Annotated in this window: 19 protein-coding genes and 2 pseudogenes; 12 read left to right on the forward strand and 9 right to left on the reverse strand. The window is 51.6% G+C overall.

The genetic code is table 11. The features are described from left to right. Positions 1–37: 37 nt before the first annotated feature. From FND52_RS19970 to FND52_RS19985, 4 genes and pseudogenes are all read left to right on the forward strand, one after another. A pseudogene (locus FND52_RS19970) lies at positions 38–2,235 on the forward strand (fimbria/pilus outer membrane usher protein); the annotation flags it as partial. Positions 2,236–2,322: 87 nt separating this feature from the next. Continuing rightward, positions 2,323–2,589: a FimD/PapC C-terminal domain-containing protein gene (locus tag FND52_RS21990; RefSeq protein ID WP_244290598.1), complete on the forward strand. Its 267-nt coding sequence runs from the start codon at positions 2,323–2,325 to the stop codon at positions 2,587–2,589. A 2-nt stretch (positions 2,590–2,591) separates the two neighbouring features. After that, positions 2,592–3,644: a fimbrial protein gene (locus FND52_RS19980; RefSeq protein WP_144132882.1), complete on the forward strand. Its 1,053-nt coding sequence runs from the start codon at positions 2,592–2,594 to the stop codon at positions 3,642–3,644. A gap of 46 nt (positions 3,645–3,690) precedes the next feature. Then, positions 3,691–4,227, forward strand: a complete 537-nt coding sequence (locus FND52_RS19985; protein WP_167509386.1) for a fimbrial protein — start codon at positions 3,691–3,693, stop codon at positions 4,225–4,227. Between the two features lie 124 nt (positions 4,228–4,351). Here the strand turns inward: FND52_RS19985 and FND52_RS19990 are convergent, their stop codons facing one another. The 7 genes and pseudogenes from FND52_RS19990 to FND52_RS20020 form a co-directional block, all read right to left on the reverse strand. Beyond that, a complete protein-coding gene (locus FND52_RS19990; RefSeq protein WP_144132886.1) occupies positions 4,352–5,137 on the reverse strand; it encodes a helix-turn-helix domain-containing protein in 786 nt (261 codons plus the stop codon). Between the two features lie 22 nt (positions 5,138–5,159). After that, the gene (locus FND52_RS19995) at positions 5,160–6,494 is read right to left on the reverse strand and encodes an MFS transporter (protein WP_125293842.1); all 1,335 of its coding nucleotides are present in this window, start codon (positions 6,492–6,494) and stop codon (positions 5,160–5,162) included. Positions 6,495–6,530: 36 nt separating this feature from the next. After that, positions 6,531–7,223: an RraA family protein gene (locus tag FND52_RS20000; protein ID WP_144132888.1), complete on the reverse strand. Its 693-nt coding sequence runs from the start codon at positions 7,221–7,223 to the stop codon at positions 6,531–6,533. 17 nt (positions 7,224–7,240) lie between these two features. Further along, a complete protein-coding gene (locus tag FND52_RS20005) occupies positions 7,241–8,959 on the reverse strand; it encodes an IlvD/Edd family dehydratase (protein ID WP_144132890.1) in 1,719 nt (572 codons plus the stop codon). 380 nt (positions 8,960–9,339) lie between these two features. Next, positions 9,340–10,191 carry an aldose 1-epimerase gene (locus tag FND52_RS20010; protein WP_144132892.1) on the reverse strand — a complete coding sequence of 284 codons (852 nt, stop codon included), beginning with the start codon at positions 10,189–10,191 and terminating at the stop codon, positions 9,340–9,342. Further along, a pseudogene (locus FND52_RS20015) lies at positions 10,191–11,636 on the reverse strand (sugar porter family MFS transporter); the annotation flags it as partial. The pseudogene FND52_RS20015 and the gene FND52_RS20010, both read right to left, overlap by 1 nt. Positions 11,637–11,690: 54 nt before the next feature. Further along, positions 11,691–14,966, reverse strand: coding sequence for a DUF5107 domain-containing protein (locus FND52_RS20020; protein WP_144132894.1), 3,276 nt, complete (start codon positions 14,964–14,966; stop codon positions 11,691–11,693). Positions 14,967–15,082: 116 nt separating this feature from the next. Here FND52_RS20020 and FND52_RS20025 point away from each other — a divergent pair, with 116 nt between their 5' ends. Next, positions 15,083–16,279: an ROK family transcriptional regulator gene (locus FND52_RS20025; protein WP_144132896.1), complete on the forward strand. Its 1,197-nt coding sequence runs from the start codon at positions 15,083–15,085 to the stop codon at positions 16,277–16,279. Between the two features lie 61 nt (positions 16,280–16,340). Here FND52_RS20025 and FND52_RS20030 read toward each other — a convergent pair whose 3' ends face one another. Together FND52_RS20030 and FND52_RS20035 are read right to left on the reverse strand one after the other, a co-directional pair. Further along, positions 16,341–17,654 carry an MFS transporter gene (locus tag FND52_RS20030; protein WP_144132898.1) on the reverse strand — a complete coding sequence of 438 codons (1,314 nt, stop codon included), beginning with the start codon at positions 17,652–17,654 and terminating at the stop codon, positions 16,341–16,343. A gap of 105 nt (positions 17,655–17,759) precedes the next feature. Next, positions 17,760–18,956: an L-talarate/galactarate dehydratase gene (locus FND52_RS20035; protein ID WP_125293834.1), complete on the reverse strand. Its 1,197-nt coding sequence runs from the start codon at positions 18,954–18,956 to the stop codon at positions 17,760–17,762. A gap of 287 nt (positions 18,957–19,243) precedes the next feature. Here FND52_RS20035 and FND52_RS20040 point away from each other — a divergent pair, with 287 nt between their 5' ends. From FND52_RS20040 to FND52_RS20070, 7 genes are all read left to right on the forward strand, one after another. After that, positions 19,244–20,266 carry a LacI family DNA-binding transcriptional regulator gene (locus FND52_RS20040; protein ID WP_244290594.1) on the forward strand — a complete coding sequence of 341 codons (1,023 nt, stop codon included), beginning with the start codon at positions 19,244–19,246 and terminating at the stop codon, positions 20,264–20,266. A gap of 303 nt (positions 20,267–20,569) precedes the next feature. Continuing rightward, positions 20,570–21,835 (forward strand): tagatose-bisphosphate aldolase subunit GatZ, encoded by a 1,266-nt coding sequence (gene gatZ, locus FND52_RS20045; RefSeq protein WP_125293832.1) that lies wholly within the window; start codon positions 20,570–20,572, stop codon positions 21,833–21,835. Between the two features lie 19 nt (positions 21,836–21,854). After that, the gene (locus FND52_RS20050) at positions 21,855–22,895 is read left to right on the forward strand and encodes a zinc-binding dehydrogenase (protein WP_125293982.1); all 1,041 of its coding nucleotides are present in this window, start codon (positions 21,855–21,857) and stop codon (positions 22,893–22,895) included. A gap of 3 nt (positions 22,896–22,898) precedes the next feature. Beyond that, on the forward strand, positions 22,899–23,768 hold the full coding sequence (gene gatY, locus FND52_RS20055) for a tagatose-bisphosphate aldolase subunit GatY (RefSeq protein ID WP_125293831.1): 870 nt from the start codon (positions 22,899–22,901) through the stop codon (positions 23,766–23,768). Between the two features lie 38 nt (positions 23,769–23,806). Further along, entirely contained in the window at positions 23,807–24,232 is a 426-nt protein-coding gene (gene fucU, locus FND52_RS20060) for an L-fucose mutarotase (RefSeq protein ID WP_125293830.1), read from the forward strand. Between the two features lie 52 nt (positions 24,233–24,284). Then, a complete protein-coding gene (locus FND52_RS20065) occupies positions 24,285–25,787 on the forward strand; it encodes a sugar ABC transporter ATP-binding protein (protein ID WP_280114075.1) in 1,503 nt (500 codons plus the stop codon). After that, entirely contained in the window at positions 25,788–26,837 is a 1,050-nt protein-coding gene (locus FND52_RS20070; protein WP_125293828.1) for an ABC transporter permease, read from the forward strand. The last annotated feature ends 18 nt before the right edge of the window (positions 26,838–26,855 follow it).

Here is a 26,855-nt window from a genome sequence, read left to right on the forward strand (position 1 = left end):
ATTTCAGGAATACATGGAGCTTCATGTAATCAGAACGATGACAAATATAATTCCCAAGTATACCAGGGCGATTTTTCACATTCTCTTTATCGGTAGTCTGACTTGTAAAGCAGAAGCTGAGCAATTCAGGTATAGTTCGAGGTTTTTGGAAAATATGTCCGGGAATGAAGCTGCCAGCCTGGCGTTGTTATCAGATGATAGTGCACAGTTGCCGGGTAATTACCGAGTAACAATCTATTTAAATGGTAAGCCGGTCGAGACAATTGGTAAAAAGAATATTGAATTTTCGTATGCGCCTGATGGATCAGAAAAGGCTGGAAAAAAACTATTCCCGTGTGTCAATTATACGTTGCTGAAGCAGTTAGGGGTGATGATAAGTAAATACCCTGAGATCGCTAAATTCAATGACGACGAAAATACTTGCATCGCTTACAATAAAATCATTGCGGATGCCTCAGCTACCTTTCATTTTGAAGACCAAATATTAGACATCAGTATTCCACAGATTGCGCTGGATAATAAGCCGAGAGGATATATTGATCCGTCATTATGGGATGAAGGCATTGCTGCACTTTTTACCAGCTACAATTTTACCGGAAGCCAATACTCAGGCGATAAGTCATCTGGAATGGATGGGGAAAATAATAATTACTATCTTAATATGCGCAATGGCCTCAATCTCGGTGCCTGGCGTTTACGCAATTATTCGACATGGCAAAAAAGCAATGAGCAGAAAAGCAGTTATGACAGCATTAATAGCTATTTGCAGCGTGATATAACGCCATTACGGTCGTCTTTTATAATGGGGCAATATAATTCGCCTTCTGCAATATTTAACAGTGTGCAATACAAGGGTATTCAGCTATCCAGTGATGATGACATGTATCCTGACAGCGAACGAGGGTTTGCGCCGACAATCAGGGGGATCGCACAATCCAATGCGCAGGTTACCGTTAAACAAGGCGGATACACGATTTATCAAGCTAACGTTGGCGCGGGTGCATTTGAGATAAACGATCTTTATCCCTCATCGGGCGGCGGCAATCTGGATGTCATCATTAAAGAGGCTGATGGTACCGAAAGAAAATTTACCCAGCCTTTTGCATCCATCCCTGCGCTGATTCGTGAAAAGCATATACGCTATTCTGTTGTGCTCGGCGAGTACCGCAGCAACTATCAAGGCGATCGGCCAAAGTTTGTTCAGCAAGAGCTATTCTGGGGCCTGAAACATGGCATCACCGTTTATGAGGGCATGCAGCTGGCTGAGCGCTACAAGGCCGTGGCGCTGGGTATTAGTTCGAATCTGGGCCTGTTAGGGGCGCTGTCGGTTGATGCAACCTGGGCAAAAACACTATTCAAAAATAGTGCAGAATATACCGGGCAATCGTATCGTTTTCTGTATGCCAAAACATTTCCTGGACAGGAACAAATTTGCAGATCCTTGGTTATCGCTATTCGACGAAAAATTTTTATACCCTACAAGAATCAGCGGAATATGACAGTGCTGATAGCAGTTATTATCAGGATAATTATCATTTAAGAAGCCAGTTGCAGGGGAATATCACCCAGAATTTTAATGATATTGGTTCAATTTATTTAAATTTTAATCGCCAGCAATACTGGAACAACAAAACGCAAGATCTGTTTCAGATGGGGTGGAATTCATATATCAAAAATATTTCCTATGGTTTGTCGTACAGCTATAGCAAATCAAATGATTACGATCGTTCAGACAATATCTTCTCTTTTGAAGTCAGTATTCCTACCAGCATTTTATTAGCCAATTCCTATACGTCTTATAATATGAGTACCAATCATGGTCAAACCCGCCAACAGATTAGCGTTGGGGGAACGACAAATGATAACAGCGTCAATTATAACGTACAGCAAACTTATATTAATGACGATCCGGGATATGGTGGGTATGCATCACTTGGCTATACCGGCTCAGCTCTGAATGCCAGTGCCGGTTATGGTTATGATGCCCATACACATAATTATAATTATAACCTTGAAGGAAGCATAATGGCCCATAGCGGTGGTATAACCCTGGGACAACCGCTTAATGAAAGCAATAATATTCTGGTTCACACCCCTGATGCTGCTGACGTAATGATTATTAATGGTACGAATATTCATACTGACAGATTTGGTTATGCGGTTGTTCCAGGATCGGCTTCTTACCGTATGACTAATATCACGTTGGATACCCGAGGATTAAACGAAAAAATCGACATACTTGAGTCCCAGAAGCAGGCTATTCCAACAAAAGGCGCAATTGCCTATGTTGAATTTCCAACGCGAATCGGGAATCGGGTGCTCATGACATTATTGTATAAAAATAAGCCCTTGCCTTTTGGTGCCATCGTTACATTAGAAAATGATACAGCAAAGGAACCGCTATCTTCCGTAGTCGGCGATGATGGGCAGGTATGGCTAACCGGTTTGCAAGAAAAGGGCGCGTTATCCGCTCAGTGGGGAGGAAGCGCAGCGGAAAAATGTCGGGCACCTTACGATCTCCAACTGTCGTTAGCGAAAGAACAATCGCAGCAAACCACATTTATTAGTAAAACTCAGGAGTGTCTCTGAAGATGTTTAGAAAATTAACGGGTTTAATTATCACTATTACATCTTTATATTTCAGCTATTCTGCCCCGAGTCAGGCTGAACCCTGCGCGCCGGTGGGAAGTATTCTTGGCGGAGGAGCGAATCAATATACTGTCGATTATGATGTTAATGCCACTGATTTCTGGAACCAGCCTGGTTTTTACAGCGGTGCCCAAAACTGGGGAGCGAATGCTAACATTACTTGCAGTTGCGTTACCCGCGCCAGCTCGCGTTATTACCGCACGGTGGCTGTGTTGCCACCCAGTACCGGTAGCCATCCGCAAGCACCGTCAGGGCTAAAATGGTATAAATTAAACAGCTATGTCGATATGGCGCTTCAATTACGTAATTTGCCTGGTAACCCTTCAGCGCCCTTTGATAATGTGCAAGCTAACACCAGTACCAGTTGCAATACCCCGGTTTCTGACAGCGCAATGGGGCAGGGCACATTCTATTTTTATATTATGAAGCCGTTTGTGGGGGCTATGCATGTCGTCACGCCGCTGTTTGCTACTTATGTCTCCACCACGTCCGGGCAATTCAGTAATAAGCCCGAATTTATGATTTATGTAAATTCGATGGTACACAGCAATAATACCTGCGATGTGATTAACGACGCCGGCACGCCCTGGAACCCTGTTGTTATTAATTACGATTCGATTGTCTCTTCAGATTTCACTGGTATTCCTGGCCAGCCGCCGGTTGGGTTTAACAAAAAAGAAACGCGATTGAAATTCAAATGTACCGGAATTGATCCGGCGCAGGCGTTAGTGGTTCGAATGCAAACCACGCCAGATCTCACTAACCCTAAAATTCTTCAGTCCGATAACCTTGATATTGGCATCATGATTGAGAACAAAAATGGCGTTGTTATCGACCCGAATCTTATTCCGTTTGAATTAACCTGCGATGACTGTACTAATGCAATAACCACGCGGTCTTTTCAGTTTACATCTTACCCGGTAAGTACTGCCAACAATTTGCCTGCGCCTGGAAAGTTTACCGCCAGAGCAAATTTATATGTTGAGTTTCCATAGCAGGGAACAGAGAAACGTTAAGCCTGGTGCAAGAACAGGAGGCCGCATGAATGCACTCAATTTATGGCGAGGCGCTGGCTTTTTATTATTAATGAGCCCTGCCTTGGCGTGGGCCAACGGCGAAGAGATACAGTTTACCGGCACCGTATTGGCAGGGTCCTGTCAGGTTACCGTTCCCGATATTGAGTTGGGCAGCGTATTAGTAAGCAGTTTTTCCGGGAAGGGCAGCGACTCATCAACCGTGGTCGCCTGGCAAATTACGCTAAGCGGGTGTCAAGGGATAATAGAAACCGTGAATGTCTCGCTTTCAGGCGCGGCAGATGCGGCTTTCCTGGATTATTTCGCCGTAACAGAACCGACAAACACCCATGCTAGCGGCGTCGCGCTTAAAATTATGACTGACGAACCGGCTGCAAAAGTACAGAAACCTGACAAGAGCGTTATTCAGTGGCCCTGGGCCGCGATTAAAACCGGCAGCGACAGCGCCGTGATGCGTTACACCGCCAGGTATGTACAAACTGAAGATACCATTACCACCGGTGAGGCAGACGGAGTAATCAATTACACCATCGATTATTTGTAATGGCTGGCGCGAAAATAAATGATGTGCCTGAGGCATTCATTGCGTTTTCAAATTACGGACAAGGATAATCTTTTGGAGCGTAAATGATGAAACCCGTTTTAGCCATTCGCAAACGCGTTAAACCCTATTCAGGCCCGGGAGCAGCCAGCTCGGGCCTGAACATCATTCGACATAATTCTTCCGTCAGTGTTGTGGCGAGGGTTTCCAGCGCTTGTTTGACGTCCTGATAATCGCCGGGTAATTGATCGAAATAAGGGCAGGTGATGGCGGCTTTGGCATAACCATCAATACCCTTAACGGGATAAGACACGGACGTTAAGCCAATAATGCGATCGTGGGGGATCTCTGCGTAGCCCTGAGAGGCTATCCCGGCAATGTGCTCCGTTAATACGCCCCTCAGAGTGTGATCCAGCGTGTAGTTTCGCATCAACATCCATGCGTCTTGATCGTTCGCCATGGCCAGAAACAGCAGTGATGAACTGGATTTAACGGTATTTAACACCGAGCCTTCACGTGCGCTGATTGAAGGCGTGAAATCCGGATGCGCATGCGCAAGTACACGAATGGCGTTGTCGCTGCGGGCTGCGAGGTGACAGGGCTGATTTGTTTGCCAGGTGAAATTTTTCATTTGCGCGGCGCACCAGGCAGAAGCCGCCAGCTCATGCACCCACTGGGGATTATTGCGTAACAGCAGTTTGTCGGTGAGATGGTAATAACGCTGCGTATCCTGGATAACAAACCCTTCCTCTTCCAGACAAACGACGATGCGGTAAAGTTGACTAAATGAAGAATTGAGTTCGCTGACCAACTGCCCCATGCTTTTAGGAATGCCGCAATTTGCCAGATGCATGAGTACCTGAAGGCCCCGGCTTAATGCCGGGGCGCGATAAACGGACGTGCGAGTTGTCATTCCACCTCACAGAAAATAAGAGTCAGGACGGCGTATCCACAGCATGGCTATCGCCCATGGCATGCTCCTGTTGTTCACGACGGCGCAAGTAGCGAATCACCAACAGCGTCACCACGCCGCCTACCGCCATGCAACTTCCAAGATAGTACATCGGCGCGCTGATACTGCCCGTATAATCGCGGACGGCGGGCACGGTGTTTTGCGCAAAGAAGCCGCCAAGATTGGCTAAGGAATTTATCGCTGCCAGACCCGCCGCGGCAGCCGTATTGCCAAGAAAGCGCGTCAACGTCCAGAAACAGGGCTGAATGGCAAAGATTGCCATAATCACCAGCGTAATACAGAAAAAACTCACTACCGGCATGGCGATGAATGCCGCGCTACCCATCAGGAAAATCGCCGCGATAAACATCGGTAAGGCAATATTTTTAACCGGATCGCGGGTTCTGGAGGGGTCGCGAGTCATCCACCAGAGCATCAGGATCGCCATCAGCCAGGGGATCATATTAATAAAGCCGTTGGTTAAATCCGACACCCCGAAACCTTTGACGATAGTTGGCATCCAGTAACTTAAGCCATATGCGCCGAAGGAGATAAACCCTAATACCAACGCCAGCAGCAGAACACGGCTGTCTTTAAGTGTTTTAAGGATGCCAGTGACGTGGGTATCCTGATGTTGCTGCTGCTCTTTTTGTAATGCGTCGTTTAACCATATTTTTTCTTCTCTGGTGAGAAAAGGCGCTTTTTCCGGGCTATCAGGCAACCATAATAAAATCGGTAAAATTAACAGTACGGCAGGCAAGCCGGTGCCGATAAATATCCATTGCCAGCCTTCAAGATTGAATGCGCCATGAATGGAAAGCAGCATGCCGTTAAGCGGAGCGCCGATTAGATTGGCTACCAGGCTTGCCATAATAAGATATCCCACCACACGGGGACGGTGGGCAAGCGGAAACCACTTCGTCATGTAATACAGTAAGCCTGGATATAACCCCGCTTCTGCCGCACCTAATAAAAAGCGCAAAACATAAAACATGGTTGCATTGGTCGTGAAGGCCATAACTACAGTAATTGCACCCCAGGTCAACATAATACGAGCAAACCAGACACGTGCGCCTACCCGATGGAGAAATACGTTGCTGGGCACTTCAAAAAACAAATAGCCGATAAAAAATAATGAGGCACCTAAACCAAAAGCCGTTTCGCTTAACCCCAGACTATCAACCATATGTAATTTGGCAAAACCGATATTTTGACGATCGATATAGGCAATCACATATAGCATCACCATTAGCGGAATGATTTTTAAACCAGCCTTTTTCATCACGCTGGCTTCAATACCTTGCGCGAGTTTGCTCATAGAAAACTCCAGAAAGTAAATGGGATAGACGAGATATTACATAATCCCGAACTTATCGAATGCCTCGACGGTGGTCATTCCTTGCTGCAGGGCGGTTAATACGGCATTTTCACCTTTAGCTTTTTCAAACGCGCCGTGGAATGCATCGTCAACGGCGTGCGCGGGGATCACTAATATGCCGTCACGATCGCCATAAATCACATCACCGGGCGTAACGCGTATACCGTCCAGCTCAATCGGAACCCGCCAGTCAACCACTTTGCCACGTGGTCCCTGATCCTGAGCGTAACTGCCGAAAGAGGCCACCGGATAATTTAGCCGCAATATTTCATTGGTATCACGATGATAACCATGAACCACTGCACCCGCTGCACCGCACTGCAACGCACGCGTAGACATCAGCCCTCCCCACTGGGCGTAGCGCAGCGATCCGCCAGCGCAAATATAGACTTCATTTTTCTTTAAATCGTCCAGCGCATGAAACATTAATCCAAAAGGTTTCTCGCTAATTTCATTATGCCCTGGTCCTTGCTGCTGAAAATAATCCGCTTCCAGCACCGGCATAGCGCGACCAATAATAACCATGTCGGGATCGATAGGTTTAAGTTGCGGATGAAGAAATTGATGTTGTAACCCCATGGTATCCAGAACATCACCCACTAACGCGACAAACAATTTTTCTTTGGCTAAGGAAAAAAGCATGTCGTCATCTGACCAAAATTGACTCATTATTCACTCCTGTTGTGTTATTCCGGATGCGGTTCACGTTTGATATCGGTCCCGGACTGGCCAATTAAAAAGTCCAGATCGGCCCCGAGATTAGCTTGTTGAACGGTACGAATATAAAGATTGGCATATCCACGCGGGTAATCCGGTAAGTCGGGTTGCCATTGCGCGCGGCGGCGTAATAACTCTTCTTCAGAGACATGCAGCGTCAGCTCACGTCGTTCGCAGCTTAATTCAATGATGTCGCCTGTTTGTACCAGCGCAAGTGGTCCGCCTACCGAAGATTCAGGGCTAACATGCAATACGATGGTTCCAAACGCCGTTCCGGACATTCTTCCATCGGAAATACGGATCATATCCCGCACGCCGCGTTTCAGAAGTTTTAAGGGCAGACCAAAATTGCCGACTTCAGGCATACCAGGATAGCCGCGTGGCCCTGCGCCTTTTAACACCAGAATATCGTTTTCAGCGACCGGTAAATCAGGATCGTTAATTCGGTGGTTATATTCCTCAATGTTTTCGAAAACAAAAGCCCGGGCTTTATGATTTAATAATTGAAACGTGGCGGCGGAGGGTTTAATAATTGCTCCGTCAGGGCATAAATTTCCGCGCAATACCATAGTTCCGGCATTCTCTTGCAACGGTTTACTACGCGGTGTAATGACCTGTGGGTCGTAAGTCTCACTTCGTGAATAATTTTCTGACAGGGTTAGCCCATTTACATTGCGCGTATCAAGGTGAAGCTTGTCGAGAAGTTGATTTATAACAGCAGGCACGCCGCCAGCATAGTAAAAATCCTCCATTAAATATTGTCCGGACGGTTTTAAATTTACCAGTAAGGGGATGTTTTGGCTCAGGTGGTCAAAGTCATCCAGAGTAAGAGGGATTTCCATTCTTCCCGCGATGGCTAACAAATGAAGAATAAAGTTTGTTGAACCGCCAATGGCCGCATTAACAATAATTGCGTTCTCAAACGCCTGTCGGATAAGAATATCTGACAGTTTACAATCTTGTTTTACCATCTCCACGATCCGCCGCCCTGACAGGCGTGAGACGCGGCGGCGATTGGCATCGACAGCGGGAATCGCAGCAGAGCCGGGCAATGACAGGCCAAGTGCTTCAACCATGCAGGCGAGCGTGGAGGCGGTTCCCATCGTGTTGCAGGCCCCGGGGCTGCGCGACATATCGTTTTCGCTCTGGTCAAACTGAGACTGCGTGATAATACCGGCCCGTAAATTTTCACTAAATTTCCAAAGGTCAGTACCGGAGCCGATATCTTTGCCATGGTGTTTGCCATTGAGCATAGGGCCGCCGCTAACGACCAGGGTTGGTAAATTAACGCTGGCTGCGCCCATCAGACAGGCTGGGGTTGTTTTATCGCAATTTGCCAAAATAACCACGCCATCAATGGGATTCCCGCGAATAGATTCTTCGACGTCCATACTGGCTAAGTTGCGAAATAACATTGTGGTTGGCTTCATCAATGCTTCACCCAAAGACATCACCGGAAACTCAAAGGCAATACCACCTGCTTCCAGTACGCCCATTTTGACCTGTTCGGCTAAATCGCGTAAATGCGCATTACAGGGGGTTAATTCCGACCAGGTATTACAAATACCAATGACTGGACGGCCATCAAATGCATCATTCGGCAATCCCTGATTTTTTAACCAACTTCTGGCAATAAAACCTGATTTATCTTTACGGCCAAACCACTCCTGGCTACGAAGTTGTTTCATATGTTTACCTTATTATGCTGTCGATATTACGTTGATTAATATTCTATGAAATATATCGACCTTATCAATGAGGGACAGCCGAGGTATTTTTTTATTGCAGTGTGAGCAATCAAAAATAAATATTGGCATCAGGGCGAAAGGACTTTTACTAATAAAAATCAACGCTAACCTGATTGAGGCTAAAAAAATAAATAACTTATTTTTCAGCCGCTTGCTTGCCGGGAGGGAAAAATGGTTTTTACAGGTGAAAGTGATATTTTTTTCTTTATGCATTCAATCTGTGAGGAAAATCACAGAACGCAGGCCTGAGTTCGCGGTTACGGTGAGAATCCACACATATAGATAGCCTGACCCTCAGGCGACTAAAGGTCAGGCATTGCTCAATGTATTAGCACATCGATTTCCATACTAAACGCCAGACTTTCTGCCTGTGCCAGCATTCTTAACCCCGGTTGCCCCGGCAAATTATGGGCGTTAACCGGATGGGTTTGCGGCTCCAGGCAAATAAACTCGCTTGTTTCAGTCTGGTAAACCATCAGCCAGGGCGTATCGCTGCGCAGTATGACTTCACGCCCGGCGCTGATAAGCCGGGCCACCCCGCTCCAGCCGGAGTAACCGTTGTTAATCCACCGTGCGCCGGGAAGGCGCGGCCTGGCGAAATCCAGCGTTGCGGGCAAGGTGGATGACCATGCCAGCGGTAAATGCCGGGCGTCCTCAGGCCAGTATCCGCCAGCGGAAAAGTGCAACTGCGTGTCTGGCGTTTTGGCAAAGAAGGGATGAAATCCGCCGCCGTAGAGCATTGGCGTGGCACCGCAGTGAGTAATTACTAACTTTGCGATAAAACGGTGGCCTTCGAGAGCGTAGGTGAGTTGCGCATGGTAATCGAAACCGCAACGTTCGATTGCCCGCAGGTGCAGCGTGATGGCATCCGGTGCAGTCTCACAGGCTACCCATTTCTCAAGCCAGCCGTTGCCGTGTAAAAAACCTTCTGGATCGCCGGGTTTGCCAGGTAATTCAACGGTCTCTTTACCCTGGGGATAACGGTTTTCCGCCACCCGGTTCGCCAGAGGCAGCATTGGAAAAAGCGCACTATCGCCAGGATGGAACGACGCATTGTCCTGCAAGGCACGGAGGATCGGTTGTTTATCGGCAGTGTCCAGCGCCAGCAGCGCCGCGCCTTGCGAAGTCACCCGCATCCGAAGATGCGGGTTTTGCAGCGTAAAGATCTCCATTACGGATTCACGCGTTGAGCAGTGGGCGCATGCAGCGGATCGCCGCCTGCCATTTGTTTCTCCAGCGCTTCCAGCGTCACGCCTTTGGTTTCCGGCACTTTGCGCAGCACGAAAATGTAGCCTGCCGCGCAAATCACCCCGTAGAGCATAAAGCTGCCCGCCGCGCCCAGACCGGCGTTGAGCAGCGGGAAGGTGTAGGTGAGAATAAAGCACGCCACCCACAGCGCCAGCGTACCCACCGACATCGCCAGGCCGCGCACCCGGTTGGGGAAAATTTCCGACAGCAGTACCCAGGTGACCGGGGCGAGCGTCAGCGCATAGATGGCGATGGCGGCAAGCACCAGTACCAGCACCGGCCAGCCGAGAATGCCCAGACCGTAGGCCGCGGCGATCAGCGCATAAATCACCGTCAGGCCTGCTGCGCCAATCAGCATCAGTTTGCGGCGGCCCAGCTTATCCACCAGCGGCAGGGCGATGATGGTAAACACCAGGTTGATTAAGCCCGTGGCGACAATCGATTTCAGGGTGCTGTTAATATCGAAACCGGCTGAGGCGAAAATCTCCTGCGCGTAGTTAAAGATGACGTTAATCCCGCACCACTGCTGGAACACCGCCAGCACCATGCCAATGATGATAATCGGCTTCACTTTCGGCTCCAGCAGCGCCGAGTAGCTTACCTTCTGGGCGTTGGCATCGGCGCTGAGGGTCTGTTTGATGTCTGACAACGTGGTGTCGGCATAGCTTTGTGAGCCGATTTTCAGCAATGTTTTGCGGGCGCGTTCGGTTTTCCCTGCGTAAGCCAGCCAGCGCGGGGATTCCGGCACAAAGAACATCATTACCAGGAACAGGAACGACGGCACCCCACAGGCGGCGAACATCCAGCGCCAGCCCATCTGGCCGTTCCAGCTCTGCTGGATTTCCAGCAGCGTGGCGTTGGAGGCGACCGGTTGGGCAATCGCCAGATTAATCAGCTGTGCCGCCAGCACGCCGATCACGATGGTGAGCTGGTTGATCGCCACGAACTTGCCGCGCTTTTCCGCCGGGCTGACTTCGGCGATATACATCGGGCTCACCGCAGCGGCCAGGCCGATGCCGATGCCGCCAACGATTCGGAACACCACAAACAGATCGAAGTGGGTGGCGACCGCCGTGCCCCAGGCGGAAAGCGTAAACAGGATCGCGGCGATAATCAGCGGGATTTTGCGGCCTAGTTTGTCGGCGCACCAGCCGGAGATAAACGCGCCAAAAATACAGCCCACCAGCGCCGAGCTCATCGCCCAGCCGGACAGCGCCGGGTCGGTAATATTAAAATAGGCCTCGTAGAAGGGTTTTGCCCCGCCAATCACCACCCAGTCGTAACCGAATAACAGGCCGCCGCAGGCGGCGACCAGGCAAATCATCCATATGTAGCCCATACGGAGTTGTTGAGTGTTATGCATGATGTTCCTCTCCCGTTGAGAGAAGTCGTTATGGGAAGGGGGATCGCTCCCCCCGTTTAGTTAACTCAGGATTGGACTGTTGCTCAGAGCCAGCAGCAGATGCGCTTTGTCATGGGCCGGATTAAGTGCCAGCAGGGTGTCGATGCGCTCGTTAAAGGCGTGGCGCTCTCCCAGCCCCAGATAGCCCAGCGCCTCGACAAACAGGCAGTGCTGGCGATGACGCTGCTGCGGGTCGCTGTCAAGCACCACCAGATCCGGCAGGGAGACCGCAAAAAAATCGCTCTCTACCGGGTCGTTGTGATGCTGTTGCCCCCAGGCGATAAACTGGCGGAAACGGGCCTCGGCCTGCTCATGCTCGCCGAGGCGCTTCAGCGCCATGGCCTGCCAGAACTGATAATCCACCGGCTGATCGTTGTAGTAGCGTCCGGCATCCAGGCCCGCGTCGCCCTGGATGGCCTGCCGCCAGGCCGCATCGGCGTGCTGGGTTTCCTGCTGCTGTTCGGCGCACCAGCCCAGCAGATACCAGATGTCGTTATCGGTTTGCCCGGCCAGGCGGCCTTCGCCAAGATTAAGTGGATAGTGCAGCGCCTCTTTCAGCAGGTTTTGCGCGCTGCGGTAATCGCCGTGATGGATCGCCTCTAACGCCCGGCGCTGCTGGTTAATCAGATACTGGTCGGTAATTTTGCCTTCTCCCCCTTCCCACGGGTGGAAAGTGCGTTGCGCCAGCACCGCGTGGGCCTCGGCGTTTTTGCCGTGGATATGCCACAGGCTGAGCAACTCGGCGGTGAGATCGTCGCGCAGCAATGCCACGGGCTGATGTTTTTCCAACAGGGCCAGGCGCTGTGCGGTGGGGCGGCCCAGCTGTTTGTGCAGATAATCCAGCTCGAACAGCAGGCGCGGGTTTTCCGGCTCCAGCTCCGCCGCTTTGCGCAGCGAGGCTTCCGCCTGCGCGGCGTCGTGCTGTTTATTCCAGGCCCAGATGCCCAGCAGGCGATGAACGGCGGCGAAGCCAGGCAGTTGCTGGCGGGCGAACTCCCAGCAGGCCACCGCCTCGGCGTACAGCCGTTTGCTGTAGTAAAAACAACCCAGCAGATATTGCGCGAAGCCGTCCTGCGGCAGCTGGCGCAGCATTTCCACTTCATCCACCAGGTTGGGGAAGCGCACTTTAATCGTGAAGTTGGCTTTGGCCAGCGCCAGCCAGCGCTGGCGCTGCACATCGTCCTCCTCCAGCGCCGCGCGCCACAGCAGCGGCAGGGTTTCCGGGTTATCCAGCAGTGCGAGGAGTTCACGCGCCTCAGCTTTCATGCCCAGATTCACCAGCCAGCCCGCCAGCACCGACGCGTTAACGCCGCGCTGGTTGGTGATGTCACGCAGTTGAGTAAGCGCTTGCTCACTTTGTGATATGGCATAGCGGGCATAGTGCAGCGCATAGCTCAGCGGGTAGTCAGCAAGCTGTTGTTCGATATAGGTTAACGCTGCATCGCGCTGGCCGTTTTGTGCCATCAACAGGGCATTCAGCGCCATCGCCAGGTTGTTGCTGGCGTTGAAGCGCAGGCTCTGCTGGCAGAACGCCAGCGCTTTGGCACTCTCGCCCCGGCGCAGCGCCAGGCGGGCCAGATCGTAAAACGCCGCGTCCCGGCAGTTGCCGCTCCAGCTGGCTTTGAAATAGTGGTCGTATGCCGCATCGAGCTGGCCCTGTTTTTCCAGCGCCGCGCCCAGCAGCTGGCTCGCCTGGCCGCACTGCGGGTTTTTGTTCAGGCGGTGCGCGCGTTTTAACGCCGCTTCGGCATGGGCCTGCGCCTGCGGCCATCGGGCGCGGTTAAACTCCAGCGTTGCCAGCGCCACGTTGCAGCGGTAATCGTGCGGGTCCAGCTCCAGCGCTCGCTGGTAATAGTCGAACGCGGAGCGGCTGGCGTGCAGGTATTGCTCCAGATGCTGGCCGATAAAATAGAGTTCATCGCCGTTGGTGATGTCCGCAGGCAGCGCCGGGGCGCAGGCAGGATCGGGCAGCGGCGTTGCTTCAGCGATATGCTCAAGGTAATGCAATATTGGCTGGCCGCTGGCGTCGCGTAGGGTCAGGGTCAGACGATCCGGGAAGTTATCGGCAAGGGTTTCCTGCCACGCCTGCGCCGGGGTTAATGACAGCGGCTGCTGCCAGACGAGTGCGCCACCCTGTGACAGCTCCAGCGTCACGTCGTTAAGCGGCGCGATGGCGTAGACGCCGATATGCAGCTGCCCATTATGGCGCTCCAGCTTGATCGCCGCCTCGGTGCTGGCATTCTGCAACGTGCCAAGATGGCTGTAAGGCAGGAAATTCTGCACAAACACTTTTTCTTCGAACGGGGCAATCCAGGTGAAGTCCGGCTGGTTGTCGGTAAACACCCCGGTCATCAGTTCAATATACGGCCCGTTTTCATCGGTGAGATTGCGATCCCAGGCCTGACCGAAATCGCCATAGCCCCAGCTCCACTGTTTTTTGCCCGGCGATACGTGGTGGTCCGCCACGTGCAACAGCCCGCCGTTTTCCCCGTGGTGCCATGCGCCGACAAAATCGTAATCCGATTTATCCGCCATATAGGAGGTGGGAACCGGGATATTTTTGTAGCGCGAGATATCCACGCCCGCCGAGTAGTCCACTTTGTAATAGGTGCCGTGAGCAATCGGGAATGAGGAAACGTCGCGCTTGCCGTGGTCGAACACTGCGGTGACGTCCGGTGGGAAGACGCTTTGATGGTCGTCGCCGCCTTTGACCGCCGGGTTTGCCCACCACAGGAAGTGGCGCGGCGTGGCATTGGGGTTAAACACTTTGCCGGTGATTTCAATCAGCGCTTTGTGCGGGTAGAGGGTAAAACCGGTCATCACCTGTAGGCCGCGCATCGGCTCCACTTCACCCAGCCAGACGGTTTGCGAGCCGTCGTCGTTGGATTTGAGAGTGACGTCCACCGGCATAAAGGTGGTGGGGCGGTGGTGCTGTGGCCAGTTGAACTCGATCCCGCCGGAGATCCACGGGCCGACCAGCCCGACCAGCGCCGGTTTGACCACTTCGTTGTAGTAAACGAAATCGCGCTGCATCACTTTATCCCACGCCCGGTGGATGCGCCCGCCCAGCTCCGGCAGCAGCATCACCCGGATAAAGTCGTTTTCCAGGTACACCGCCTGGTAGATTTTCTCTTCGCGTTCACCGGTCAGCGTATCGATCACGCCCCAGGGATAAACCGCGCCGGATGAGCCCTGATAAACGCGTTTTTCCAGAAACATTGGGTTGGGATCTTCCTGACCCGTGGTCCATGTCGGTAAGGAAATGCTCTCTCGCCAGACCTTCACGTTGCCGTACATGTGCGTCTCTCCAGTAAAAAAATGACAGTGAAATAAGGTATACTGTCATTCTGGACAACAAATTCGTGGCGGTAACACGTAGTGGTCACGTAATACAGTTAACGGAGTTTAGTGAAGTGACGATCGTTGGTCTAAATAATCAGCGGGTGCGGCAGTACAACAAAAAGGCGCTAATGACGCTGATTTGGCAGGAAAAAGTGGTCAGTAAATCGCAGCTGGCGCGCCAGACTGACCTGTCGATCCCCGCCGTGAGCAATATTCTCGATGAGCTGGTGGAGGAGGGGCATCTGGCCCATTCGCAGCAGGCGTTGAGTAAACGCGGGCTGAGCAGCGGCAGCTATCAAATTCCGTTAACCGGGCCGCTAACCCTGTGCCTGAACGTGACGCCGACCACCATCGAAAGCCAGCTGGCGGACCAGCAGCTTTCGCCGCTGGGGGAGTACGCCAAAACCCACGTCGATGCGCCGCACCCGGAAGCGCTACTGGCGGCAATGCTGAGGATTTGTCATCAGTATGCCAAAACGTACAGCGGCAATACCTTTCGCCTTGCCATCGCCATCCACGGCCAGGTGGATCCGGTGACCGGCGTATCGCAAACCATGCCGCAGGCTCCGTGGAAAGCGCCGGTGGAAATCAAATATTTGCTGGAAGAAAAGCTTAAATGGCCGGTGCTGGTGGATAACGACTGCGTGATGCTGGCGCTGGCGGAGAAGTGGCAGAACCCCAGCCGACAGCAGGATTTCTGCGTGATTAACGTCGATTATGGGATTGGTTCGTCATTTGTGATTAACCAGCAGATTTATCGCGGCAGTCTGTACGGCAGCGGCCAGATTGGCCACACCATTATCGATCCGGACGGCATGGCCTGCACCTGTGGCCGCTACGGCTGCCTGGAGACCGTGGCTTCCCTGACGGCGCTGAAAAAGCAGGCGCGCGTCTGGTTTAAAAGCCAGCCGGGCATGGGCGACCAGGATATCGACAATCTGACCACCGCGCATCTGCTGACCCTGTGGCGGCAGCACGATCCGATGGTCGAACAGTGGGTAGAAAACGGTGCCACCACCATCGGCCTGAGCCTGTATAACTTTCTTAATATTCTGAATATCAATCAGATTTGGTTTTACGGGCGCTGCTGTGAATTTGGCGAGCGCTGGCTGGCGGCCATTACCCGGCAGATCAGCACCAATCCGTTCGATCCGGCGGACCCGACGCGGGTTAACGCCACGCGCGTGGCCTTTGGGGAATTAAGCCGGGCGCAGCAAATTATGGGGATTGGTTATTTGTACGTGGAGAAGGCGCTGGAGAATTTTTAAAAAACGTGCTGGCGGCAGTCGAGTGCGGGCCGTCCAGCACGTGTGCTAATTAAAACACCAATTACGCAGCCGCCAGTGGCTGCAATTTAATGCGATCCAGCGGACCGACAATAAATACGTAAGAAAACAGGCCAATCAGCCCCATCGAACCGACATACAAAATAGCGTAATCAAACGAGCTGGTGGTGGTCAGGATGTAGCCAATCACCAGCGGGGTAATGATACTCGCCAGGTTACCGCACATATTGAACACGCCGCCCGCCACGCCCAGCACTTCTTTGGGTGAGGTATCGCTCAGTACGCACCAGCCGAGATTGCCGAAGCCTTTGGCGAAGAACGCGATGCTCATCGCCGCCACCACAATCACTTCCGACTCGGTGTAGTTGGCGCTGACAATCACACACGAGAGCAGCATGCCGCAGATAATCGGCACTTTGCGGGCGTAAGTCAGGCTGTGGCCCTTACGCAGCAGGTAATCCGAGAACATCCCGCCGATTAATCCGCCGGCAAACCCGGCGATCGCGGGGATAGAGGCGATTAAACCGACTTTAAGGATCGACATCCCTTTGGCCTGATACAGATAGGTCGGGAACCAGGTCAGGAAGAACCAGGTGATGGAGGTGACGCAGAACTGGCCGATATACACGCCAATCATCATGCGGTTTACGCACACCTGTTTTAACTGCGCCAGCGAGATTTTTTGTTTTTTCTCCTGTTTGCCTAATTCCGGCTCGCCGCCGCCCTGTTTAATATAATCGAGTTCCTGCTGGTTAATTTTTTTATGCTTAAACGGATCCTGGACAAAGCCCAGCCAGAATATGCCCAAAATAATGCCGATGCCGCCGATATAATAAAACACATAGTGCCAGCTTAAATTATGCAAAATAATGGTCATTAATGGCGTCACAATCCCTAAGGAAATATACTGCGCGGCCTGATAAACCGAGGTGACGAATCCACGCTCTTTATTCGGGAACCACTGGACGCTTAACCGGCTGTTGGCCGGGAAGGCCGGGGCTTCAATCGCGCCCATCAGCAAACGCAGGGTGACCAGCGCCATCAGCGGCGTGGCGAACAGGTAAATCGTGCCCTGCAGCATCGTCACCAGCGACCAGCCAATCAGCGCCACGCCGTACACCAGCCGGGAGCCGTAGCGATCGAGCAGCCAGCCGCCGGGGATTTGCATAATCACGTAAGAAATACCAAATGAGGAAAACGCCAGCCCCATCATTTCCGGATCGAACGCTAACTCTTTACTCATAAACGGCGCAACCACAGAAAGGGTGGCGCGGTCGGCATAATTAAATACGGTGGCTAAAAATAAAAAAATTAAAATCGTATAACGAACATTGGTTTTGGCCTTGAAATTATCCATAGAAGATAACTCCTGCGTAGGATTATTAATATTAATAGAGGTGAGGGATATTCTGGGTGGATAATGCCCGATCTGCTGCCGTTGTTAATTATCCACCCGAATTTATTAAGGCTGTTTACCAAATTCGCATTCCAGCACCGTCCACTTACGGGCCTGTTCGCTGATGGTAAAGCCCAGACCGTGACGATCGGAAACGTGCATCCGGCCATCGCGCAGTTCGAGCTGCTCGTTGAACATTGGGTTCAGCCATTCGAAATGTTCCAGCCACGGCTCAATCGGATAGGCCGCCGCCAGATGCAGGTGAACTTCCATGGCAAAATGCGGCGCCAGTTTGCGGCCATGTTTAGCGGCCAGATCCATGATTTTCAGGAACGGCGAAATGCCGCCAACGCGCGGCGCGTCCGGCTGGACGAAATCGCTGGCGTTGCCGAGGATCAACTGCTCATGCTCGCGGAAGCTGGTGAGCATTTCACCGGTAGCGATAGGGGTGTCCAGCGCGGCGGTCAGCGCGGCGTGGCCCTCCACGTCATAGGCGTCCAGCGGCTCCTCAATCCAGATCAGATTGAAATCTTCCATTTTTCGGCCCATGCGAATAGCGGTTTCCCGGTCCCACTGCTGGTTTGCGTCCACCATCAGCGGGAACGCGTCGCCCAGCTCTTTGCGCACGGCGGTTAAGCGGCGGATATCCTCCTGGGTATTCGGTTGGCCCACTTTCAGTTTGATGCCGCCAATGCCGCTTTCGCGCGAGATCGCCACGTTCTTCAGCACCTGATCCAACGGGGTATGCAGGAAGCCGCCGGACGTGTTGTAGCACTGCACGGAATCGCGGTGTGAGCCGAGCAGTTTTGCCAGCGGCAGACCGGCGCGTTTGGCTTTCAAATCCCACAGCGCGATATCGATCGGGGAGATCGCCTGCACCGCCATGCCGCTACGGCCCACAGACGCGCCCGCCCACAGCAGTTTGGTATAGATCTTATCGATATCGTTGGGATCTTCGCCCAGCAGGTTATCGGCGATCTCCTTAGCGTGCGCGTAAATCCCCTGGCCGCCCGCGCGTTTGGAATAGCTGAAACCCACCCCTTCGAAGCCATCGCGAGTGCGGATCTCGGCAAAAATAATCGCCACCTCGGTTAACGGTTTTTGGCGGCCTGTCAGCACTTTGGCATCGCTTACCGGCGTGGCCAGCGGCAGGAAGGAAAGGGAAATTTTTACCCACGCAATACGGTCACCGGTTTCGGCAGCCGTTCTGGCATTAGTCACTTTGGCGTAGGTCACAGCCTGGGAGTTAGCGCTATCGATCATAAGAGTCTCCATTAACCCGGTGGTTTAAAATGTTTGCGCTAACATTTGTAGGCTCAGGGAAATGTTAGCGCTATCTTTCATGGCATAAACTGAGATTTAGATCGCAAATAGCCGCTTAATTGATCGCTTTTTGTGATGTTAATCGAGAATTTGCGCCACTGAATGGCGGATCTTTATTTATTAATGATTGCGCAATCATTGGTGGTGTCTCGCATTTCTGGAAACAGGGGGATAATTAACCGATAATGTTCGCCGCTTTCACGCGCCATGAGAGGACGGTTGTCGAATTGAAAAGTGAACGAAACGCCAGAAAGACGGTATCCCGCGCTCCGACGCTCGAAGATGTCGCCCGCGCCGCTGGACTGTCGCCCATGACGGTAAGCCGCGCGTTGAACACACCAAATATCGTGCGCCCGGCCACCGTGGCGAAAGTCATGGAAGCGGTGAAAGTGACCGGATACATCCCCAATCTGCTGGCCGGTAGCCTGGCGTCGCGGCGCAGCAAGCTGATCGCGGTGGTGGTGCCGCAAATTAACAACAATATGTTTGTCGATACCGTACAGTCGTTAAGCGATGAGCTGGCGGTGCGGGGCTATCATCTGCTGTTGTGCGTGGCGGGGTATAGCCATGAAAGCGAAACCGATATTGTCTCGACGCTGCTCTCCCGCCGCCCTGACGGCATCGTATTAACCGGCATTCATCACAATACCGAGCTGAAAAAGGCAATTATCAATACCGGGCTGCCGGTCGTGGAAATCTGGGATTTAACCCCCACGCCCATCGATATGCTGGTGGGGTTCTCCCACGAAAAAATTGGCAATGCCATTGGCGAATACCTGCTTAACAAAGGCCACCGGCGCTTTGGTTTTATCTGGACCGATGATAAACGCGCCATGCTGCGTAAAAAGGGCGTGCTGGATGTGCTCAACCGCCAGGGAGATTGCCAGTGGCAGGATGCGCTGGTGCCGCTGCCCGCGACCATGGCGCTGGGGCGCAGCGGTCTTGGCGCACTGTTAAAAAGCGGCCAGACGTTCGACGCTATCATCTGTAGTTCAGACACCCTGGCGCAGGGGGCAATTTTCGAAGCGCAAACCCACCAGCTGCGCGTGCCGCAGGACATCGCGGTGATGGGCTTCGGCGATCTTGATTTCGCCGCCTGTAATATTCCGGCAATCACCACCGTTAATATCGACCGCTGGAAAATCGGCAAAGACGCCGCCACGCTGCTGGCCGATAAGATTGAAGGCGTGCCGGTGGAGGAGGGGATTGTCGATATTGGATTTACGCTGATGGAAAGGGAATCGGCGTAAGCGCGCTTCCTGATACTTTTTTTCTAAGCGCCTGAATGGGCGCTTTTTTTTGCCTGACGATTACGCTGGCTTATCCATCAAGATGTTCCCACCACTACGCTCACCTTGCCTTTTTCTTTGCATTTGCCTCCGCTGCAACCGAAATAAACCGAAAGCATCCTCCCGGTGAAACGTTTCACTTTCGTTTTCTTTTTTCGCTTTAGCCGTTTTTGTGATGCTTATCGCAAACAAAAGAAAGCAAAAGGTTAATGATAGAAACCAGAGAGACACTAAATTTCAAATTTGCAACATAAAGGAAATCAAATGAAAGATATCATACATAAACATAAATCAGGGCAACCTGTTGGTATCTGTTCAGTCTGTTCTGCCCATCCTCTGGTTATTGAAGCGGCGCTGCTGTTCGATCTGAATAGCGACCGCAAGGTGCTGATTGAAGCCACCTCCAACCAGGTGAACCAGTTCGGCGGTTACACGGGAATGAAGCCGGAGCAGTTCCGGGATTTTGTGCTGGCGATTGCCGATAAAGTGGGCTTCCCGCACTCGCGCCTGATCCTCGGCGGCGACCATCTTGGCCCTAACTGCTGGCAAAGCGAAGACGCCGAAAGCGCGCTGCTGAAATCGGAAGTGCTGATTGAACAGTACGTGCGCGCGGGTTTCACCAAAATTCATATCGATACTTCCATGTCCTGCGGGGACGATCCGGTTCCGCTATTACCCACCACCGTAGCCGAACGCGCAGCGCGTCTTTGCCAGGTGGCGGAGCGCGTGGCAACCGACGAGCAAAAGCAGCACATCACCTATGTGGTGGGGACTGAGGTGCCGGTACCGGGCGGTGAGAAAGAGGCTATCCAGTCGGTGCATATCACCACGCCGCAAGCGGCGATGGAAACCATCCAGACCCATTACGACGCCTTCGCCAGACTGGATTTGCATGACGCGATTGAACGCATCATCGCCATCGTGGTGCAGCCGGGCGTGGAGTTTGACCATTCATCCATCGTTCACTATCAGCCGGAACTGGCGCGCGACCTGACGAAAGCGATCGAAAGCACCAGCCTGGTGTATGAAGCTCACTCCACCGATTACCAGACGGCAGAGGCTTATAAAGCGCTGGTGCGCGACCACTTTGCGATTCTGAAAGTCGGCCCGGCACTGACCTTCGCCCTGCGTGAAGCCATGTTTGCGCTGGCCATGATCGAAAACACCCTGGTTGCGCCGGGCGAGCGTAGCGAACTGGTTTCGGTGATTGACAACGTGATGCAGGACGAGCCGGGCTACTGGAAAAATTACTACAGTACGCTGCATTCAAAAGCGATGATCGACCTGCACTTTAGCCTGTCCGATCGTCTGCGCTACTACTGGCCGCATCCGACTATCAATAAAGCCGTGAACAAAATGTTCGCCAACCTGGAAAGCGTCACGCTGCCGCTGGGGGTGATCAGCCAGTACTTCCCGGAACAGTTCCAGCGTATTAACGCGAAGCAAATCCCTCTGACGCCGAAAAACCTGGTGCTGTTCCGTATTCAGGATGTGCTGCGCCTGTACGCCTATGGTTGCGACCCGGAATAAGGACATCAACATGACGACCATGAAAGAAATTGTGATCCCGGAAAATAACCAGCTGGAAATTCGCGAAACCGGGATCCCCGAATACGGCGACTACGATGTGCTGGTTAAAGTGATCTATTCCGGGCTGTGCGGCTCCGATATTCCGCGTATTTTTCATCACGGCGCGCATTTTTATCCGGTGCGCTTAGGCCACGAATTTTCGGCCAGGGTAGTCGCGACCGGCAGCAAAGTCAGCTCGGTAAAAGAAGGCGACAACATCTGCTGCGTACCGCTGATCCCTAATTTTTCAGCGCCGGAATGCCAGCGCGGTTTTTATTCCTTAGGAAAAGGGTATTCGTTTGTGGGCTCCCGCTTGCCGGGCGGCAATGCGCAATACGTTACCATGCCGGAAAGCAGCTGCTTTTTATTACCGGAAGGCGTAACGCCGTTGCAGGGCGCATTTTTCGAACCCGTTACCGTGGGCGTGCATCCGATATTAATGGCCGGCGGCTGTCAAGATAAAAATGTGATTGTGCTGGGTGTCGGCACCATCGGTTTACTGGCGATGCAGAGCGCCAAAGCGCTGGGCGCGAAATCCGTCACGGCGGTAGATATTAATAACGAGCGTCTGGATCTGGCGAAACAGCTTGGCGCGGATCATGTTATCAACGTAGCGCAGGAAAATGCGCTGCAAGAAGCCGCATTCCTCGCTGATATCAATTTCGACCAGCTTATTCTTGAAACCGCCGGTACGCCGCAGACCTTTAAACTGGCATTGAAAATTGCCGGTCCGCGGGCGCAGGTGGCGTTAATCGGTACGCTGCATAAAGACCTGGCGCTGACCTATACCGAATATGAACAAATTCTGCGTAAAGAGTTATTTGTGTTCGGCAGCTGGATGAATTATTCCGCGCCGTTCCCCGGTGACGAATGGCGCTTAACCATTGACATGTTCCGTAATGGGCAAATCCAAATCGATCCGCTGATTAACTGCATCGTTAATGAAAATGATTATGTCGAGCAAGTAATGGCATTAGAAGGCGGTCCGGCAAACGGCAAAATTTTACTGCACTGGGAGTAACCGATGAACCATATTATTAACAGCAGCTATTTGCTTAACCATGCGCGAAAATTTGGTTATGCCGTACCGGCTTTTAATATTCATAACCTGGAAACCATTCAGGTGGTATTAACGATTGCCAAAGAACTGGAGTCACCGGTTATTTTAGCCGGGACGCCGGGTACCTATAGTTATGCCGGGGTACAGCAAATTATCGCGATTGTCGAATCCATGGCGGCGGAAAATAATCAGCAGGTGGTGGTGCATCTCGATCACCATCATGATTTTGACGATATCCATAACAAAATTCGCGCCGGGATCCGTTCGGCGATGATCGACGGCAGCGCCATGCCGCTGAAAGAGAATATTGCTATTACGCGTAAAGTTACCGAGTTATGCCATTACTACGGGTGCAGCGTGGAAGCGGAAATTGGCCAACTGGTCGGCCAGGAAGACGATCTGATTATCGATGAAGTCGCCGATCCGTATACCCATCCGGAAGATGCGCGCCTGCTGGTTGAGCAAACCAACATCGACTCGCTGGCCGTGGCAATTGGCTCCGCGCATGGTCTGTATAAATCTACGCCAAAACTGGATTTTGAGCGTCTGCAGAAAATCGCCAAATTAGTGGATATTCCGCTGGTGCTGCATGGCGCATCCGGTATTCCCGATAGCGATGTGAAAAAATGTATTGAATTGGGTATAAGTAAGGTTAATGTGGCGACCGATCTTAAATTAGCCTTCGCTGAAACATTAAAATCGTTTTTCCTTGAAAAGCCAGGTTCTACCGATCCGCGCGAATATAACCAGTTGGCGAAAGCGGCAATGGCCGATGTCGTTCGCCATAAAATTATGACCTGCGGCAGCGCCGGGCGTATTTATTCGTTCAAATAAAAAACACATTTGCGATTTTTATTAATACTGGAGCAATCATGCTTAAAAATATTGATCCCCGTCTCTCTCCTGAATTGCTATATACGTTATATTGCATGGGTCACGGCGACGAAATTGTTTTGAGCGATGCGCATTTCCCGGCTCACTCGGTGAATGAGAATGTTATTCGCGCTGATGGTAATCAGGTGGAACAATTACTTAAGGCTATCATGCCGCTTTTTGAGTTAGACAGCTACGTGACCGATGCTGTTGTAATGATGTCCGCGAGCGCGGGTGATGAATTACCGCCAGGGTTAATTGATGATTATAAATCGGTGTTACCAGAAAATCAGGAAATTACCTTTATTGACCGTTTTGCCTTTTACGAAAGAGCGCAAAAAGCCAGTTGCGTGGTGATTACTTCCTCAACGCGGAAATATGGAAACATTCTTCTGAAGAAAGGCGTTACGCCAGTGGAATGTTAATCCTCTTATTCTCTTTTTTCCGGAGTTTTTCATGAAGCAAGCCATATTGCAAATGAGAAATATATCCAAATCATTTGCCGGTGTTCACGCACTTAAAAATGTGAATTTCCAGCTGCGTAAAGGGGAAGTTCACGCCTTAATGGGTGAAAACGGTGCGGGCAAATCGACATTAATGAAAGTGTTGATTGGCGTACATGCCGCAGATGAAGGAACCATTTATTATAAAGATCAAGAAATCTCGTTTGATTCCGTGCTGGAAGCGCAGAAAAGCGGGATCAGTATGATCTTCCAGGAACTTAACTTAGTTCCGCATCTTAGCGTGGCGGAGAATATTTTCCTGGCGCGAGAGCCGTTAAAAAACGGGCTGGTTGACTTTGCCTTGATGGAAGAGAAATCCGCTAAGCTGTTGGAAATGTTTGACATTGATGTATCGCCAAAAGATATCGTTAATACCCTGTCGGTGGCGAAACAGCAGATGGTGGAGATCGCCAAAGCACTTTCTTTTGATGTCGAAGTTCTGATTATGGATGAACCCACATCGGCACTGACCAAAAAAGAAATTGATAAACTTTTCCAGCTGATTGAGAAATTAAAAAGCCGCGATGTCTGCATTGTTTATATTTCTCACCGCATGGAAGAATTAAAGCGTATTTGCGATCACATTACGATTTTCCGCGACGGAACCTATATTTCCGATCATGTGTTTGCCGACATCACCATGGATGAAATTATCACCAAAATGGTCGGGCGCTCGCTGGATAATCATTTCCCAACCCGCAAATCGCAGGCGGAAGATAAGGTTATTTTGTCGATTCAGAACGCCAGCCGTTTCGGCGTGTTTGAAGGCATCGACTTTGACTTAATGAAGGGGGAAATTCTTGGCATCACCGGCCTGGTCGGCGCAAAAAGAACCGAACTGGCGCGCGCTATTTTCGGTGCAGAAACCCTGGATGACGGGCAAATAGTTTCTTTCGATAAAGAAATTACCATTACCAGCCCGAACGACGCCATTAAAGCGGGCATCGCTTATTTATCGGAAGACCGTAAGTTAAATGGTCTGGCGGTGGATATGTCGGTAAAAAGCAATGTGATGATGGCGGCGCTGGATAAAGTCTGTAGTAAGTGGGGCGTTATTTCCGGCATCAAAGAAAAAGTGGCATGCGATTTATACATAAAAAAATTAAGCATCAAAACACCGCACATTGAGCAGATAGTTAAAAACCTCAGCGGCGGCAACCAGCAAAAAGTGGTTATTGCGAAATGGTTATTTCGGGACGCCAGGATCATGATTTTTGATGAGCCAACCCGGGGGATCGATGTCGGCGCGAAATATGCCATTTATGAATTACTGGATGAACTGGCGGATCAGGGGATCGGCGTCATCATGATCTCCTCAGAACTGCCGGAAATATTGGGAATGACCGATCGCGTGGTGATCATGAAAGAAGGGCAGATGACGGCGGTATTAAAAACCACCGACACCAGCCAGGAAGAGATCATGCAGTACGCGACAGGAGTGAAAAATATGTACGTCACCGAACAGGAGTTAGCTTAAATGAACGATAAAAGAAAACTTTTATTGCAGAAGTTGACTGCGTTGGGCGGTTTACTGCTACTGATTATTATCTTTTCCTTTACCAGCGACAGCTTCTTCTCCGTCAATAACATTATGACGGTGGGTCTGCAAACCTCGACAATCGCCTTTATCGGCATTGGCGTCACCTGCGTCATTTTGACCGGCGGCATCGATCTGAGTATCGGCTCCGTGGTTGCGCTCTCCGGCGTGGCGGCAGGCCTGGCGGTCAATGCCGGTATGCCGGTCAGTATCGGGTTATTGCTTGGCGTCGTAACCGGCAGCGCCTGTGGCCTGGCGAACGGCATTCTGGTGACAACGTTCCGTCTGCCGCCGTTTATCGCCACCCTCGGCACCATGATGATCCTGCGCGGCCTGGCGCTGTACGTCACCAATGCTGCGCCGGTGTCCGGTATGCCGGAATCCTTTGGCGATTTGGGCAACGGCTCGCTGTTCCGCATCGTTCAGGAAGGCGATAACGGCTTACCGCAGGTCATTTTCCCTGGTATTCCTTACCCGGTCATTTTGATGATTATCGCCGCGGTACTGTTTACCTTCGCCTTAACCAAAATGCGCATGGGCCGTTATTTATACGCTATCGGCTCTAACGAAGAAGCGGCGCGTTTGTCGGGGATTAAAACCAATCAGGTCAAATTAGTGGCCTACGTTATCAGCGGCACCTTTGCCGGACTGTGCGGCGTGGTTATCGCCTCTCGCCTGGTCACTGCCCAGCCGAACGGCGGGATGATGTATGAACTGGATGCGATTGCCAGTGCGGTAGTGGGCGGCACCTCGTTAATGGGTGGCGTCGGCACCATTCCGGGCACCTTAATCGGCTCCTTTATCATCGGCGTGCTGCGTAACGGCCTGAATATGAACGGCGTGTCGTTCTTCGTTCAGCAAATCATTATCGGCAGCGTCATTCTGTTGGCGGTGGCCTATGACCAAATCCGTCAGCGTCCGGCTACCAAAAAATCCGTAAAGCAAAAAGTCAGTAATAAAAAGCCACAGGTTAATCCTTCGGTGAAATGACATTAACCGTCTTACCCC

It is taken from the genome of Atlantibacter subterraneus, from assembly GCF_007570865.1.
GTDB lineage: Bacteria > Pseudomonadota > Gammaproteobacteria > Enterobacterales > Enterobacteriaceae > Atlantibacter > Atlantibacter subterraneus.